12 protein-coding genes, 1 tRNA gene and 1 pseudogene are annotated in these 16,344 nt (G+C 73.0%); 7 read left to right on the forward strand and 7 right to left on the reverse strand.

The window, feature by feature from the left end:
• Positions 1–34: 34 nt before the first annotated feature.
• Positions 35–1,066 carry a YbgA family protein gene (locus tag EKD16_RS04975; RefSeq protein ID WP_131097311.1) on the forward strand — a complete coding sequence of 344 codons (1,032 nt, stop codon included), beginning with the start codon at positions 35–37 and terminating at the stop codon, positions 1,064–1,066.
• A 33-nt stretch (positions 1,067–1,099) separates the two neighbouring features.
• Here the strand turns inward: EKD16_RS04975 and EKD16_RS04980 are convergent, their stop codons facing one another.
• Positions 1,100–2,416, reverse strand: coding sequence for a sulfatase-like hydrolase/transferase (locus EKD16_RS04980; RefSeq protein ID WP_242677239.1), 1,317 nt, complete (start codon positions 2,414–2,416; stop codon positions 1,100–1,102).
• 108 nt (positions 2,417–2,524) lie between these two features.
• Positions 2,525–3,859 (reverse strand): MFS transporter, encoded by a 1,335-nt coding sequence (locus tag EKD16_RS04985; protein WP_131097313.1) that lies wholly within the window; start codon positions 3,857–3,859, stop codon positions 2,525–2,527.
• A 466-nt stretch (positions 3,860–4,325) separates the two neighbouring features.
• Between EKD16_RS04985 and EKD16_RS04990 the strand changes: the two genes are divergently transcribed.
• Positions 4,326–5,360, forward strand: coding sequence for a LacI family DNA-binding transcriptional regulator (locus tag EKD16_RS04990; RefSeq protein WP_131097314.1), 1,035 nt, complete (start codon positions 4,326–4,328; stop codon positions 5,358–5,360).
• Positions 5,361–5,436: 76 nt separating this feature from the next.
• A complete protein-coding gene (locus tag EKD16_RS04995) occupies positions 5,437–7,743 on the forward strand; it encodes an alpha-galactosidase (protein WP_131097315.1) in 2,307 nt (768 codons plus the stop codon).
• Positions 7,744–7,829: 86 nt separating this feature from the next.
• Here EKD16_RS04995 and EKD16_RS05000 read toward each other — a convergent pair whose 3' ends face one another.
• On the reverse strand, positions 7,830–8,921 hold the full coding sequence (locus EKD16_RS05000) for a hypothetical protein (protein WP_131097316.1): 1,092 nt from the start codon (positions 8,919–8,921) through the stop codon (positions 7,830–7,832).
• 429 nt (positions 8,922–9,350) lie between these two features.
• Positions 9,351–10,076: a DUF2267 domain-containing protein gene (locus tag EKD16_RS05005; protein ID WP_131097317.1), complete on the reverse strand. Its 726-nt coding sequence runs from the start codon at positions 10,074–10,076 to the stop codon at positions 9,351–9,353.
• A gap of 271 nt (positions 10,077–10,347) precedes the next feature.
• Here EKD16_RS05005 and EKD16_RS05010 point away from each other — a divergent pair, with 271 nt between their 5' ends.
• The 3 genes and pseudogenes from EKD16_RS05010 (at position 10,348) to EKD16_RS05020 (ending at position 12,444) form a co-directional block, all read left to right on the forward strand.
• A complete protein-coding gene (locus EKD16_RS05010; protein ID WP_131097318.1) occupies positions 10,348–10,749 on the forward strand; it encodes a DUF2267 domain-containing protein in 402 nt (133 codons plus the stop codon).
• A 78-nt stretch (positions 10,750–10,827) separates the two neighbouring features.
• Positions 10,828–11,379, forward strand: a pseudogene (locus EKD16_RS05015) (SDR family NAD(P)-dependent oxidoreductase); the annotation flags it as partial.
• A 108-nt stretch (positions 11,380–11,487) separates the two neighbouring features.
• A complete protein-coding gene (locus EKD16_RS05020; protein ID WP_131097319.1) occupies positions 11,488–12,444 on the forward strand; it encodes an NADP-dependent oxidoreductase in 957 nt (318 codons plus the stop codon).
• Between the two features lie 32 nt (positions 12,445–12,476).
• Here the strand turns inward: EKD16_RS05020 and EKD16_RS05025 are convergent, their stop codons facing one another.
• On the reverse strand, positions 12,477–14,048 hold the full coding sequence (locus EKD16_RS05025; protein WP_131097320.1) for a long-chain-fatty-acid--CoA ligase: 1,572 nt from the start codon (positions 14,046–14,048) through the stop codon (positions 12,477–12,479).
• Positions 14,049–14,210: 162 nt separating this feature from the next.
• Positions 14,211–14,384, reverse strand: coding sequence for a hypothetical protein (locus EKD16_RS25210; RefSeq protein WP_165498452.1), 174 nt, complete (start codon positions 14,382–14,384; stop codon positions 14,211–14,213).
• A 187-nt stretch (positions 14,385–14,571) separates the two neighbouring features.
• Between EKD16_RS25210 and EKD16_RS05030 the strand changes: the two genes are divergently transcribed.
• Positions 14,572–15,711, forward strand: a complete 1,140-nt coding sequence (locus EKD16_RS05030) for an AMP-binding protein (protein ID WP_207391432.1) — start codon at positions 14,572–14,574, stop codon at positions 15,709–15,711.
• A 465-nt stretch (positions 15,712–16,176) separates the two neighbouring features.
• On the opposite strand, the gene EKD16_RS05035 is transcribed toward EKD16_RS05030, so the two are convergent.
• Positions 16,177–16,248 (reverse strand) — tRNA-Arg (locus tag EKD16_RS05035).
• Between the last annotated feature and the right edge of the window lie 96 nt (positions 16,249–16,344).

Genomic DNA, 16,344 nt, shown 5'->3' on the forward strand with positions numbered 1-16,344 from the left:
ATTCGAGCGGGGCGCCGCGGGTACGTCGATCCCCATGGGGATCCACGCCGATGAGCACGCCGGCGCGCGGCCGCGGGTGGGGGCGTCGAGCTGCCTCCTCGGCGCGCCCGTCCGCTACAACGGGGGCCATTCGCGCGACCGCTTCCTCACCGACTTGCTCGACCGGCACGTCGACTGGGTGCCGGTCTGCCCCGAGGCCGAGATCGGCCTGGGGGTGCCGCGCGAGACGCTGCGGCTGGAGCGCGCCGGGGGAGAGGACCGGGTGGTCGCGACCCGCAGCCGCACCGACCGCACCGACGAGCTGCGCGCCGTGGCCGACCGGCACAGCCGCTCGCTCAGCCGCCTGGACGGCTACGTGCTCAAGAACAAGTCGCCCAGCTGCGGACTCTTCGGCCTCCCGGTCTTCGAGGGGGAGAACCGCGTCGGCGGCCGGGGCCGCGGCGCCTTCGCCGCCCGCCTGACCGAGCTCCATCCCGACCTGCCGGTCGAGGAGCAGGGCCGGCTCAGCGACCCCGGTCTGCGCGAGCACTTCGTCGAGCGGGTCTTCGCCCACGCGAGGCTGCGGGCGCTGTTCGCCGGCGATGCTGGGAATGCGTCCGAGCCCGGTGCCGGCGGCGGTGAGGCGGACGACCCCGCCTGGCGGCCGCGCGACCTGGTGGATTTCCACTCCCGGCACAAGCTGCAGCTGATGGCGCACGCGCCCGAGGGCTACCGCGCCACCGGCCGGATCGTCGCCGACGCGGGCACGCGGCCGCCCGCCGCAGTGGAGCGAGACTACACGGCCGCCTTCACTCGGACCCTGGCCCGCCCGACCACGCCGGGCCGCAACGCCAACGCGCTGCAGCACGCCTTCGGTATGGTCAGCGGGCAGCTCGACGACGCGCGCCGCCGCGACCTGCTCGACGCGATCGACCGCTACCGCGACGGACTCGTCCCGCTGAACGTGCCGGTGGCGCTGATCCGCCACCACTGCGACGCCGAGAACGTCGCCTGGGCCCGTGAGCAGACCTACCTGGCCCCGTTCCCCGCGGACCTGCGGCTGCGCAACGCCCTGGCGGCGTCGTAGGCGGGCCTTCGGGCGCCGTGCCGGCCTTCGCGCTCATCCGGCCGGGTCGACGACCGCGTGTTCGCCCGTCTCCGCCAGCCGCCGGGCGAGCCGCTCCCGCAGCGGACCCAGCACCTCGGCCGCCGCCGGTTCGGCCACCAGGTTGCGCAGCTCGTGGGGGTCGTTCTCCAGGTCGTAGAGGTAGGCGTCGACGTAGCGGTCGGCGCAGGGGGTGTTCCAGGCGTCCCGGCCGGGTGCCACGGCGCCGTACTTCCAGCGCGGTGTGCGCAGCGCCCGCCCCACTTCCGACTCGCTGATCTGCACCAGCACGTCGTTCGGCCGGTCGTCGTCCTCGCCGCGCACCAGCGGCAGCAGCGAGCGGCCGTCCATCCAGGCCGGCACGTCCAGCCCGGCGGCCTCCAGCAGGGTGGGCGGCAGGTCGATGTGGCTGACCAGCCGGGTGATCGGGCGGCCGGTGTCCAGGCCGGGGCCGCGCAGCGCGGTCGGCACCCGGATGGAGGCGTCGTGGCAGCTGCGCTTGTACTCGTCGTTTCGGGTCTTGAAGTGGCAGCCGTGGTCGGAGGTGAACAGCACGACGGTGTCGTCGGCCAGCCCGGTGTCGTCGAGCGCCGCGAGCACCCGGCCCAGGCACTCGTCCAGCCGCTTGACCATGCCCAGGTAGCCGCCGAGGTGCTCGGCGGAGTTGCCGCCCAGCGCCGCCAGGTCACCCGGCGACCAGGCGCCCGCGTAGCGCTCGCCATAGCCCTCGGGGGCGGGGTAGTCGTCGCGCTGGTTCTGGTGGTGGGGTTCCAGGAACGACAGGAACAGCAGGAACGGTGCGTCGCGCTCGCGGGTGATGTAGTCGAGGGCCGCGTCGGTCAGCGCGTCGGCGCGGTAGCCCGGCAGTTCGTGGGCGCGGCCCTCGCCGTCGTAGAGCGTGGTCTGGTAGGCGTCGGAGGTGAATTCCAGCAGGTTGGCCGCCAGCCAGTCGGTGTAGCCGCCGCGCTGTTCCGGGCGCACCGGGCCCGCGGTGTCGGTGTCGCCCAGGTGCCATTTGCCGATGTAGCCGGTGTCGTAGCCGGCCTCGTCGAAGCACCCGGCCAGTGTCGGCGTGTCCTCGGGCAGCGGGATGTCGTTGCGGAAGCATCCGACTCGGGCGGGGTAGCGGCCGGTCTGCAGCGAGGCGCGCGAGGGCGCGCACACCGGTTGGCAGGTGAAAGAGTTCTCCACATGCACGCCCTCCGCGGCCAACCGGTCGAAGTTGGGCGTCAGGTCGAGGGGGTTGCCGTGCGCCCCCGTGGTGTCCCACCGCTGCTGGTCGGTGAAGAACACGATGACGTTGTTGCGCGCGTCGCCGGATGTACTGCTCACTGCGGACCTCTCGTCTCGCACCATGGCGCGTCGCGCCCCCCGGGGGGCGACGCCTGCCTGCGGTCTGCGCCCGGCCCGCCGCGGCGGGCCGGGCGCTGTCTGTTCGGTTCAGCTCCGCGGCGGGCCGCCCAGTGCGGCCGCCTCCTCCTCGCGTTCGGCGGCGTCGACGTGCCGGGTCTCGCGCATGAACAGGGTCGAGACCACCGAGATCGCGCCGAGGCCGACCACGAGCAGCGCCACCGGCCAGAGCGCCTCGTCGGCCGCGATCAGCAGCGTCGTGGCGATCGCAGGTACGAACCCGGCGACCATCGCCGAGGACTGGTAGGCGAAGGACATGCCGGAGTAGCGCACCTTCACGCTGAACATCTCGGTGAACAGCGTGGCCTGCAGACTGGACATGCACACCGCGCCGCCGACGGCGGCCATGCCCATCGCCGTCCACGCCCACCAGGTACTGCCGATCTCCAGCAGCCAGAAGTAGGGGAAGGCGGTCAGCGCGACCAGGATGCCGCCGGTCATGTACAGCGGCCGGCGCCCCACACGGTCGGAGATGGCTCCGGCGACCGGCATCAGCGCCAGGCCGACGATGTTGTAGATGACGATCCCGGTCAGCGCGACCCCCTGGCTGTAGCCGAGGGTCGTGGTGAGAAAGCTGATGGCGAAGGGCTGGTAGACCTGCGAGGTGCTCGCCTCGCCCAGTCGTGCGCCGAATCCGACGACGATGCTGCGCGGGTGCTGCCTGAGCGCCGTCCACAGCGGGATGCGCACCTGGGCATCGGTCTCCTTGACGCGGTCGAAGGCGGGGGTCTCCTCGATCTTCAGCCGCACGACCAGCCCGACCACCAGCAGCACCGCGCTCAGCAGGAAGGGCACGCGCCAGCCCCAGGCCAGGAAGTCGTCGTCGGGCAGCAGCGCGAACAGACTGACCACCGAGACCGCGATGAGGTAGCCGATGGGTCCGCCCGTCTGCGGCAGGCTCCCCCAGAATCCGCGCCGGTGGCGCGGCGCGTGCTCCACGGTCAGCAGGGACGCGCCGCCGAACTCGCCGCCCAGGCCGAGGCCCTGCACGAGCCGCAGAGCCACCAGCAGGGTCGGCGCCCACAGCCCGATCGTGCCGAAGTCGGGCAGCAGCCCGATGAGGAACGTCGCGCCGCCGATGATCAGCATGGTCGCGACGAGGATCTGCTTGCGGCCGACCCGGTCGCCCAGGTGGCCGAACAGCAGTGCGCCGATCGGCCGGGAGACGAACCCGACGCCGAAGGTCGCGAGTGCGGCCAGGTTCCCCACCAGGGGGCCGGCGTTGGGGAAGAACAGTTCGTTGAAGACCAGCGCGGCGGTGAGTCCGTAGAGGTTGAAGTCGTACCACTCCAGCAGCGCACCGGAGAGGCTGGCCGCGATGACCTTGGACATGGGTTGGCGTGGGGTGTCGTTCGCGCTCTTCATCTGCTGCCTCCGAGGAGCCCCGGTCGTTCGGCCGGGGAGGAGTCGGCCGTCTGTCGAGCAGGGAGCGGGCGCCGTCAGGCCGCTGTGCGGGAGCGCCGCCCGCGGACGAGGCGCATTCGTACGGGGTTGCGCCGGCGCCGGCGCCGGCACCGTGCGGCGGCCACCGTGGGCGCCGCACGGTGCCGGAAACCGAGCCGCGCGCTGCCGCGCCCGGCCCGGGGCGGTGCAGCCCGAGAAGCGCCGGCGGGGGACCGATGGAATCGTCGTCTCCGCGGCCCGACGCGCCGGAGACCGGAGGAGTCCGGTGGCGACGCGGGACCGGCCGGTTATGCTGTTATTCGATTAACATGACGCACGTTACACCGCTTCGGTCCGGCGCGTCCAGCAGCGGCGCCCCTGGCCGCGCTGCCGCCCCGTCCCGCCGCCCGGCCGCCGGGCGCGGGCGGCGGCGGACTAGTGTGCAGGTGTGGCAGTGACCGAGCCTCCCGACCGACCCACCCAGCGCGATATCGCGCGCCGCGCTGGCGTCTCGACCGCCACGGTGTCCTACGTCCTCAGCGGGCGGCGCGGCGGCGCGAAACCGCCGCCGGAGGAGACTCGTCGGCGGGTGCTGCGCGCCGTGGCCGAGGTGGGCTACCAGGTCGACCACGCCGGGCGCAGCCTGCGCAGGCGGCGCAGCGACCTGGTCGCCCTGATGTACCCGGCGCCGTCCAGCCCGTGGTCGGACCGGCTGGCCGAGCAGATGCAGGAATCCGCGGCCGAGCGCGGCCTGGGGGTCGTGGCGCTGCCGATGAGCGGCGCATCCACCGGCGAGGCGCTGCTGCGCGTCCTGCGCGAGCGCTACGTCGACGGCGCCGTCCTGCTGCCGGACTGCCCGCTCGACCCCGCCGAACTCACCGTACTCGCGCGGCAGGGGCTCGCCCTGGTGGTCTTCGACGACGACCTCGACCCCGACGGCTTCGACGTCGTGCGCCAGGACCGCGCCCGCGCCTGCCGCGCCGCCGTCGAGCACCTGGTGGCCGCCGGCCACCGCCGGATCGCCTACCTCGGCCACCCCGGCGAGGACCGCCGGCGCACCGCCCGCTCGGTGAAGCTGCGCAGCTACCGGCGGGTCCTCCGGGAGCACGGAATCGGCCTCTCCGCCGACCTCGTGCTGCCCGTCGCCGACTCCCGCCGCGACGCCTACGCCGCCGTCCGCGAACTGCTCCAGCGCCCCGATCCGCCAACCGCGGTCGTATCGGCCACCGACCGCGCCGCGATCGACGCGGTATGGGCGGCGCGCGACCACGGCACCCCGGTACCCGAAGGACTGGCGGTCACCGGAATCGGCAACATCCCCGAAGGCCTGGTGATCACCCCGGCCCTGACCACGGTCGGCGCCCGCGAGTTCGACTTCTCCGCCCAGGTCGCCCGCCTCTTCGACCGCCTGGACGCGTCCGCCCCGCTACCGGACGCGGAGATGAGCGCCCGCTGGGAGCTCATCGTCCGCGACTCGGCGTGAAGAGCGGAACGGCCCGGCGTCCGCGCCGGCTCCTGCGCACACGGCCCGGCCAGACTCCGCAAGGAAGGAGATTCCTGTGAAGGCTCCGACTCCGCCCACCGCCACGGACGATCCCGTCGTCGTACTCCGTCGGGCGGGGGTGTGCCTGGTGGTCGACCTCGCTCCCGAGGCCGGGTGCGGGCTGCCGGAGGTGCTGCACTGGGGCGCCGACATCGGTCCGCTCGCGCCGGGGCTCGCGGAGCACCTGCGCACCACCTCCGTACCCGCCGTTCCCAACAGCGCCCCCGACACACCGCGCGGGTTCACCGTGCTGCCCACCCAGGCCGACGCGTGGGCCGGCACCCCGGGGCTGAGCGGCCACCGGGCGGGCACCGCCACCGCGCCGCGCCTCGCGCTGCGCGACCACGCCCTCACCCGCGAGGACGCCGCCGACATCCTGACGCTGGACCTGCACGATCCGGGCATCGGGCTCGCCGTGGAACTGCGCTACCGGCTCGACTCCTGCGGCGTGCTGCACGTCCAAGCCGCGGCCGCCGCCGACCCTTGGCCCGAGACCGCCGGCCAGGAGGCCCCCGCCGAATCGGGCGCCGCCGGTCCCGCACATCCAGCAGCGCCCTACGACCTCGCCGCGCTGCGCGTGCTGCTGCCGCTGCCGCCGCGCGCCGCCGAGATCCTCGACCCGACCGGCCGGTGGGTGCGCGAACGCAGCCCGCAGCGCCGCGACATCGCCGACGGCACCGTGCTGCGGCGCGCGCTGCGCGGCCGCCCCGGCCACGACAGCCCGCTGCTCGTGGTCGCGGGCACCCGCGGCTTCGGCTTCGGCACCGGCGAGGTGTGGGCCGCCCACGTCGCCTGGAGCGGCGATCAGGAGTACCTCGTCGAGAGACTGCCCGAAGGCGCCGGGGCGCACTCGGCCGTCCTGGGCGGCGCCGAGGCGCTGCACCCCGGCGAGATCCGGCTGGCGCCGGGCGAGTCCTACCGCGGACCCGAGGTCGTCTTCGCCCACTCCGCAGCCGGCCTCGACGGCCTCTCCGCGCACCTGCACTCCGCCGTACGCGCCCGCCCCGAGCACCCCCGCGATCCCCGCCCGATCGTGCTGAACACCTGGGAAGCCGTCTACTTCGACCACGACCTGGACCGGCTGCGCGACCTGGCCGACCGGGCGGCCGCCGTGGGCGTGGAGCGCTTCGTGCTCGACGACGGCTGGTTCCTCGGACGGCGCGACGACCGCGCCGGCCTGGGCGACTGGACGGTCGACCCCGACACCTGGCCCGAGGGCCTCGACCCGGTCATCGACCACGTGCACGCGCTGGGCATGGACTTCGGGCTGTGGGTGGAACCGGAGATGGCCAATGTGGACTCCGATCTCGTCCGCGCCGACCCCGGCCGCCTCCTGCACCCCGAAGGCGGCCCCGGCCGCTCCTGGCGCCACCAGTACGTGCTGGACATCGCCCGCCCCGACACCTGGCGGCACATCCACGACCGCCTCGACGCGCTGCTGCGGCGCTATCCGATCCGGTACCTGAAATGGGACCACAACCGCGACCTGTACGAGGCCGTGCACGCCCCCGCCGGCGACTCCGGCCCCGAAGCGGGCCGCGTCCCCGGAGTCCACCGCCAGACCCGCGCCCTCTACGCGCTGCTCGACTCCCTGCGTGAGCGCCACCCCGGCGTCGAGTTCGAGTCCTGCGCCAGTGGCGGCGCACGCATCGATCTGGGCATCCTGGCCCGCACCGAGCGGGTGTGGGCCTCCGACTGCAACGACCCGGTGGAGCGGCAGTCCATCCAGCGCTGGACCGGCCTGCTGCTGCCGCCGGAACTCGTCGGCGCGCATGCGGGTCCCCCGGTGGCGCACACCACCCACCGCCGCACGGAGACCGCCTTCCGGCTCGGCACCGCGCTGTTCGGGCACGCGGGCATCGAATGGGACCTCACCGCCTGCGACGAGCGCGACCTCGCCGCCCTGACGGCCTGGACAGCGCTCGTCCGGGAGTTCCGGACGCTGCTGCACACCGGGCGCACCGTGCGGGGCGAGGAGACCGACCCCGGTGCTCTGCTGCACGGTGTGGTCTCCCACTCCGGCGAACGCGCGCTGTTCTGCTACGCCCGGCTGGAGACGTCCCCGGCCGAGCAGCCCGGCCGCACCCCTCTGCCCGGCCTCGACGCGGACCGTCGCTACACGCTGCACCACCGCACCGACCTCGGCGATCCCACCCGCGGATCGGCGTCCGCGCCCGCGTGGATGCACGCCGACACACCCGAGCCGGTTCTGACGGGCGCGGCGCTGCACCGCCTCGGGCTGCCGATGCCGCGGCTCTTCCCCGCGCAAGCGGTGCTGATCGAGGCGCTCGCCCAGAGGGAGAGCCCGGCCGGAGAGGAGTAGGCCCGGTGCGGCCGTCGGCCGCTCGGCGTGTCCGGCGGCGGTCCGGCGGCCGCCTCGCAGGAGGCCGCGCGCCGCCTGGCCTGGCCTCAGCCCGCCTTGGACAGCGGGTTCTTCAGCCCCGGCGACCAGGCCGCCGCGGTGGCCACCGCGCTGCCGGCAGCCTCGGCGATGTCGCCGGTGGTGGGCTCGGGGGGCTCCTTGTCGGCGGTGTAGCGCAGCTCCTCGATGTCACCGACGATCCGCACACCCGAGTCGCTCAGGTCGTCGATGTCGGCGCGGCTCCAGGTCTCCACCTCCGCGCGGAACCGCTCGGGGATGCCCAACCGGGGACCGCGCTGGGACCGCTCGGCGAAGTCGGCGATGAGCTTGGAGCGCAGCCGCCGGACATCGTCGCCCGGCCAGTCGGCCGCCGCAAGGTTGGCGTTGACCGTCCGGATCACGTCGGCCTCAGCGGCGGTGATCCCGCTGTGCACGGTGGTGGTGTCGTCCGGAGCCGGGACGGCCGAGGTGTCGCCGAGCTCTATGGCCTCCAGGAACCGGTGCCACAGCGCGTCGGCGGGCTTGCCCGGGTTGCTGATGACCGTCACCCGCTCGGGTCCGACGATCGACGCCCAGCGCCGGGCGAGCCCGCCCAGCGCGAACGCGCGCCACAGGTGCGTGGTGTAGTCCTCTTCCAGAGTGTCCCAGCCGCTCTCGCGCTGGCGCGCCAGCTGGCGCAGGTAGGAGTGGAAGCTGCTGGACTTGCCGTTGCGGATGTGCTGCTGCCACACCGACGGAAGCAGCTTGCCCAGCCCGCGCGCGGTGACGAAGACGTCGGTCTCGGCGGCGCCCAGGGCCTCGATGGTCTTGCGCGCGGCCTCGGTTCGCACCACCGAGAGGGCTTCGGCGGAGACGATCGCCGTGCCGTCCCACTCCCGCACCTGCTTCTGCAGGTACTCCCACCACGCCTTCTCCTTGGCCGCCCGATCCTCGGTCACCCACGAGTACTCGTCGCCCAGCAGCCCGTAGGTGGCGGTCTCGTGGTAGTTGACCCGTGTCGCGCCCGCCCGCCGCCGCTGGGGCACCGGGTACAGCGCTCCGATCGCGGCGAGCTCCTCTGTGCGGTCCTGCATCATCTGCTGCAGATAGGTCGTTCCGGATTTCTGCACTCCGATGTGCAAGACAAGCCGCTCTGCCACCGATTACTCCACTTCGTAGGTATTGCGCGCAGAAGCTACCGGCGACAGGCGATCAGCGGGCGAACTCTGAGCGAACAGCGGTGTTCGATCAGGTGTGCCGGGGCGCGCTCGGCTGTTTTCGCGGACCCGGACGGCCGCACGGCCCTACGTCCGGTGTCAGGAACCGTATCGCGGAAACTGTCGTAGGCCACACCTACATTCGGGGTGCCCCCGCAGGAATCGGGGGTGAGGCGAGCGGACGCCAGACACGGAGGCCGGCCCGCGTGGGAACCGGGCCGGCCTCCACTCGCCGCCGGCCCTGCCGACCGGCGTCGGTGGCGCGGGCGGGGGTGCAGTGCGGCGTGGTCCCGCGGCCGCCGCGGATCATCGGCGGCGCGGGAGGACACCGGGTTGCTCTACGGGCGCGGTCGCGCCAGGGGTTGAGGGTGCTCAGCCGCCCGAGCCCACCTCGGCGACCGCCTGGTCGATCTGCTCCGCCAGCGCGACGTCGGCCGTGGTGACGGCGCCCACCGACGCGGTCCGCACGGTGAACCGGATCCCGTCGTCGGTGCGCCGGTGCTGGGCGGGATGCCCCGCCTCGTCGGTGATGCGGTCGATACGGGACAGCAGCGGCGGAATCCGATCGCCGGGGATCTGCACGGTGCGGGTCAGGCCGCCGGTGTCGCCCTCCCATTCCGGCAGGCGCGCGAGCGCTGCCTGAAGCGTCTGCTCGTCCAGGCGGCTGGGCTCACCGAGGCCGGTGTCCGCACGCCCCTGCGCGCCGACGGGATCGGCGATCCACCCGGCCAGCTCTTCGGGCAGTGCCGCCGTGAGGCCGTCCGAGAGCCCCGGCTCCGCCTTCGCGATCTCGGCCAGCACGACCCGGGCGAGGCTCAGCCCCTCCTCCGGCGGGCAGTCGAGCTCCCGGCCGACCTGCTGGGCGATACCGCTGGAACCACCGGCGCGCTCGACACGCTCGATGTCGGGGTTGCTCGCCTGCGGCGGCTCGTTCCACAGGGTTTCGGGCAGGCTGTCGTGGAGTTGCCCGCGGGTCTGCGGGTCGAGCCGCCGCACGACCGAGGGGACGACCGCGCGGATCGCCCGCCGCGCGTGGTCGCTGTCACCCACCTCGCTGTGCGCCGCGACCCGTTCGACGAGTTCCTGATGCGCGATCATCGGACCACCTCCGCGAATCGGCTGCACGGCTGGTGAGGCAGACTAACCCGTCGTCCGGCCGTGAAACCGGAGCGTGTATGGAGAATCCGCTGGTGGCGGCCGTGTGCGGGCCGATCGGCGACGTGTGCCGCGCGGTGCTTTGCGCGGCTGGCGAGCGCGCGTACACCGTGCATACCCGGCGGCTTTGGTGGTAGCGGGCCCTTCAGACGAGACCGTCCGGTGGCAAGTGCCACGCCGGTCGGTACCGCATCGCAACCGACTGGAGGGGGACATGCAGCACGACGCGTTCATCGGCCAGGTGCAGGACCGCGCACGCCTGGACAGCCGCGGCGCCGCCGAGTCGTTCACCCGGGCGACGCTGGAGACCATCGCGGAGCGCATCAACCCCGACCTGGCCGACGACCTCGCTGCCCAGCTCCCGCAGGAGATCGGGGAGAACGTGCGGCGGGTGACCGACCAATGGGACCCCACGGAACGGTTCGGGCAGGACGAATTCGTCCAGCGGGTGGCCTCCCGCGCCCACTCCGACCAGCCGCAGGCCGCATACGCCGCCCGGGTCGTCTTCGAGCTGCTCGACGAGGCCACGACCGGCAACGTGATGGGCAAGGTCCGCCAGGGTCTGCCCGACGACCTGCGCGAGTTCACGCTGGCCGGCAGCAGCGGCGACGCGTAGACCGCTGCCGGGGTCTCGCCGGAGTACCCGAGGATTCGGCGAAGGCGGCCCGCAACCGCACGGGTCCTCGTCCGACGGCCGGTGGACGTCCTCGTCAACAACCTCGGGGTATTCGGTCCCGCCGAGGCGTTGCAGATCAGCGACGCGGAATGGCGGCGCTACTTCGAGGTCAACGTGCTGGCGGGCGTGCGGCTCACTCGCGCCTACCTGCCCGGCATGACGGATCGCGGCTGGGGCCGGATCCAGTACATCGCCAGCGACTCGGCCATCGCCGTCCCCGCGGAGATGATCCACTACGGCATGTCCAAGACGGCGCTGCTCTCGGTGGCCCGCGGCTTCGCCAAGGAGGCCGCCGGGAGCGGGGTGACGGTCAACTCCGTCATCGCCGGACCGACCCACACCGGCGGTGTACGGGACTTCGTCTACGAACTGGTCGACCGGGACCTGCCGTGGGATGAGGCACAGCGGGCCTTCATGCGCGAGCACCGGCCGCAGTCGCTGCTGCAGCGGCTGATCGAACCGCACGAGATCGCGAACATGGTCGCTTACCTGAGTTCACCGCTGGCCTCGGCCACCACGGGCGCTGCGCTGCGGGTCGACGGCGGCTTCGTAGACTCCATCGTGCCTTGAGCGCAGCCAAGCGCGGCGGAAATCGGCCGGCGGCCCGCTCCGCCCGGCCGCGCGGCGAAACGCCCGCCGCGGCGTCTGCCCCGGCTCCCACGCAGAGAGGTTGAAGACATGACTGCGAGTAAGACGATGCGCGCTGTGTCCCAGGAGGTCCACGGCGGTCCCGAGGTCCTGCACGAAGTGGAGGCCTACGTCCCCGAGCCCGGGCCGTCGCAGGTGCTGGTGCGGGTGCACGCGGCCGGCGTCAACCCGACCGATTGGAAGCACCGCGCGGACCGGATGTTCCTCGGCGACCCGCCCTACGTGCTGGGCTGGGACGTATCCGGGGTGGTCGAGGCCGTCGGCATCGGGGTCACCGTCCTCGAACCGGGCGACGAGGTCATGGGCATGCTGCCCTATCCGCACGGCGCCGGCTCCTTCGCCGAGTACGCGACCGGGCCCGCCCGGGCGTTCGCCCGCAAGCCGGAGCTGCTCACCCACACCGAGGCCGGCGCGCTGCCGCTCGCCGCGCTGACCGCCTGGCAGGCGCTGGCGGACACCGCCGGTGTCGAGGCGGGGCAGCGGGTGCTCGTGCACGCGGCCGCGGGCGGTGTGGGCCACCTCGCGGTGCAGATCGCCAAGGCCCGCGGCGCGCACGTGCTGGGCACCGCCAGCGCCGGCAAGCACGGATTCCTCCGTGAGATCGGAGTGGACGAGCCGATCGACTACCGCGAGACCGATTTCGCCGAGGCGGCCCAAGGCGTCGACGTCGTGCTCGACACCGTCGGCGGCGAGTACGCCTTCCGCTCGCTGCGCACGCTGCGCGAGGGCGGCACACTGGTGACGATCCTGCCTATTCCGCCGGAGGGACTGCTGCAGGAGGCCACTCTGCTCGGGGTGCGCGCCAAGCCCCTGCTGGTCGAGGCCGACCACGCGGGCATGGCGGCCATCGCCGACCTGGCCGCCTCGGGCCGGCTCCGGCCGCACGTCAGCGAGGTCTTTCCGCTGTCGCGGATCGCCGACGCGCACCGGGCCGGTGAGACGGGCCGCACCACCGGCAAGCTCGTCGTCGACGTCGCGGCCGGCTGAGGCACCGCGGCCGCCGGCGCGTCGCCGCGCCCCTACTGCCGCGATACCGCCGAGGCGCCCTTGCGCAGGACGTACTTCTGGATCTTGCCGGTTGCGGTCTTGGGCAGTTGCGCCACGAACTCCACCTGGGTGGGCGCTTTGAAGTGGGCGAGGTTGTCGCGTGCGAAGGTGATGAGTTCGTCGGCGGTGGCCGAGGAGCCCTCGCGCAGCACCACCGAGGCCTTGGGCGTCTCGCCCCAGCGCTCGTGGGGCACGCCCACGATCGCGGCCTCCTGGACCGCCGGGTGGCGCAGCAGCACGCCTTCCACCTCGATGGAGGAGATGTTCTCCCCGCCGGAGATGATGACGTCCTTGATGCGGTCCTGGATCTCGACGAAACCGTCGGGGTGGGTGACTGCGGCGTCGCCGGTGCGGAACCAGCCGTCGCCCATGACCGCCTCGGTGGCCTCGGGGTCGTTGTAGTAGCCGGCCATCACCACGTTGCCGCGCACCGCGATCTCGCCGACCGTCTCGCCGTCCCAGGCGACCTCGCCGCCTTTGGCGTCGAGCACCTTCAGCTCCCCGGAGGTGATCAGTTCGACGCCTTGGCGTGCCTTCAGCGCGGCGTGCTCGGTCGAGCCGAGGTCGGCGTGCTCGGGCCAGGGCTCGCAGACGGTGATGAACGGCGTGGTCTCGGTGAGCCCGTAGACGTGGGTGACCCTCCAGCCGAAAGCGCCCTCCAGGCGCTCGATGGTGTCGGCGGCGGGTGAGGCGCCCGCCGTGACGACGTGCACGCCGGACGGCACGGCGCCGCGGACGTCCTCGGGGGTGTTGGCCAGCGTGATCAGCACGGTCGGCGCGGCGCACAGCCACGTCACCCGCTCGTCGCGGATCAGGTCGAACACCCGCCCCGCGTCGATCGCGCGCAGGCAGACGTGGGTCGCGGCGGCGGCGGTGACCGTCCAAACGTATGTCCACCCGTTCGCGTGGAACATCGGCAGCGTCCACAGGTAGCGCTCGCCGACGCCGATGCGCAGGTGCAGCAGCGTGCCGACGCTGTTCATGTAGGCGTTGCGGTGGGTGATCATCACGCCCTTGGGGCGGGCGGTGGTGCCGCTGGTGTAGTTGATCGTGAGCAGGTCGGTCTCGGCGATCTCGGGGGCGGTGAAGTCGGGGGAGGTGTCGGCCACCAGCGACTCGTAGTCCTCCCACCCCTCGGCGGGGCCTTCCAGCGCGACGAAGCGCTCCACCCCCGGCATCTGGGAGCGGACGCCGTCGAGCACGGCGAGCTGGTCGGAGTGGGCGCACAGCACCTTCGCGCCGGAGTGGTTGACGATGTAGACGAAGTCGTCGGCGGAAAGCCGGTAGTTGACGGGGACCAGGACCGCGCCGAGCTGGGGTACGGCGTAGAAGGACTCCAGTTGGGCGTGGGTGTTGGGTGCGATGTAGGCGACGCGGTCGCCCTTGCCGACCCCCATCCGCTGCAGCGCGGCCGACCACCGGTCGCAGCGGTCGAAGAACTCCTCGTAGGTCAGCCGCAGGTCCTGGTCGACGACCGCCTCGCGGTGCGGATGCAGCCTGCGGGTGCGCCGAGCGAACTCCAACGGGGTGAGAGCGGTTTCCATGGCGCGTTCCCTCCTGTCAGCGGCGCCCGGCGGGCTGCCCCGGTACCGGGTGGCACGAAAATACGGCCCCTCGACGACTCGGGACAAGACCGCGCGCCACCGCGCCGACTCCACCCGTGCGCGGGGCGCCCGGGGCGGCCGACGCGGCTGGTGACAGCGGACTCAGGTGTGCGCCGCTGCGGCTTCGGTGAACGCGCCGAGCCCTGAGGCGCAGGCGGTCAGTGCGCGGTGCAGTGCGGCGGCGTCGTCGGGTCCGACGTCGCGGAGCATGTGCTCTTCGAGGGCGTCGGCCCCGCGGTCGCACGCCTCCAGCGCGTCCCGGCCGGCCTCGGCCACTACACGCGCGGCTGAAGTCGGGCCTCGAAGCCCGGGGTGGAGCACGGCCCCGGCTCCACCCCCGCATCGGGCACCGAAGCAGGGGCGCATCCCCTTCTGGAACGGAGCGAACCGTGACCAGCCCCGCCCGAGGCACCACCGCCTCCGATCCCGCGCCGAAGCCGAGGCGCTGCACGGCGGCGGCCTGGTGGGCGGCGTCCTCACCGTCGGCGACGAGGACGCCGACGACGCCCTGCGCAAGGCCGCCGCCGCGGCCGCGACCGAGCCGATCGACCGTCCCGTGGCCCACGCCGACCCCTTCCTACTGCTCTACACGTCCGGATCCACCGGACGTGCCAAGGGCGTCGTCCTCACTCACGGCAACGTCATCTGGAACTGCGTGAACTGCCTGGTCGACATCGATCTCGCCGGTACCGACACCGCCCTGGCGAACGCCCCCATGTTCCACACGGCGGCGCTGAACATGCTGTGCCTGCCCGTCCTGCTCAAAGGCGGCCGACTGATCCTGGAGGAACAGTTCGACCCGGACCGCACCCTCGACCTCGTCGAGCGCGAGCGCGTGGCGGTCATGTTCGGCGTGCCCACCATGTACGAGCGCATCGCCGCCTCGCCCCGGTGGGAGGAGGCCGACCTGTCGGCGCTGCGGCTGCTGCTGTGCGGCGGAGCCCCCGTGCCCCCGCCGCTCATCGAGCGCTATATGCACCGCGGCCTCGCCTTCGTGCAGGGGTACGGGCTCACCGAGGCGGCGCCGGGCGCGCTGCTGCTGCCGGTCGCCGACTGCGAGCGCAAGGCCGGAAGCGCCGGTGTCGCGGCGTTCTTCACCGACGTCCGCACCGCAGAGGCCGGTCCGGGCCCCTCGGAGGTGCTGGTGGAGGGCCCGAACGTCACCCCGGGCTACTGGAACCGCCCCGACGAGACGGCGGCGGCGCTGCGTGACGGCTGGCTGCACACCGGCGACGCCGCCGAGGTCGACGAAGACGGCTACTTCCGGATCGCGGACCGGATGAAGGACATGTACGTCTCGGGCGGCGAGAACGTCTACCCGGCGGAGGTCGAGGCCGCGCTCACCGGCCACCCCGGTGTGCGCGAGTGCGCGGTGGTCGGCGTGTACGACCCCGATTGGGGCGAGTCCGGTGCCGCCCTCGTCGTCCGCGAGGCGGGTGCGGACCCCGACGCGGACGGTCTGCGCGAATTCCTCGCCGGCCGCCTGGCCCGGTACAAGATCCCCGCGTCCATCGGCTTCACCGGCGCACTGCCGCGCAACGCGGTCGGCAAGTTGGATAAGCGGGAACTGCGTGCGCGCCTGTCCAGCCGCGACGACCCGTAAGGCGCGTCCCCGCTTACCACCGGGACACCCGTGCCAGGGGACCGGGAACTTCGAGGTCCGCCTACGTCCGATCCGACCGGGTTTCGGACAGCAGCAAACAGGGAGAAATCGGTGCCTGGGACACCGAGTGCAGCCGCGCGCCCCGCACGGTGCGGCGGTGGGCGCACGGGTCGGCCGGGCGGGCAGCGGCGCTTCGGCGCTGCGCGCGTAGCCGCAGGTGCGGGCGGGTGCGGCCGACGTCCGTTCCGGGCGCGACCGACGCGGATCGGCGCGCGACCCGTCAGCGAGGGTGGCGTTTCGGGTGGTTCGGGGTGCTTGTCCCCTTTGTGGTCTATATCCCGTGCGCCGTGCGGTCACCTGTGCCCGCCGGAGCCGGAGTCCGGCGGTGCGGGAGGACATGAAAAGACCAGCGGACGCAATGCGTTCTCGCTGGTCACATGGTGAGAGCCGGTACTCCCGGCACGGTGCCCCCTGGAGGATTCGAACCTCCGCACACGGCTCCGGAGGCCGTTGCTCTATCCCCTGAGCTAAGGGGGCGCTTCGTTGAATACAGACTAGCAGGGAACACGGAGTGCCTCGCGCAATGTACGCGGGCTTGGCCGATCGCCAGCGGGAGGCGGGGCGCGGGCGCTA

The sequence above is a fragment of the Streptomonospora litoralis genome, assembly GCF_004323735.1.
Classification (GTDB): domain Bacteria; phylum Actinomycetota; class Actinomycetes; order Streptosporangiales; family Streptosporangiaceae; genus Streptomonospora; species Streptomonospora litoralis.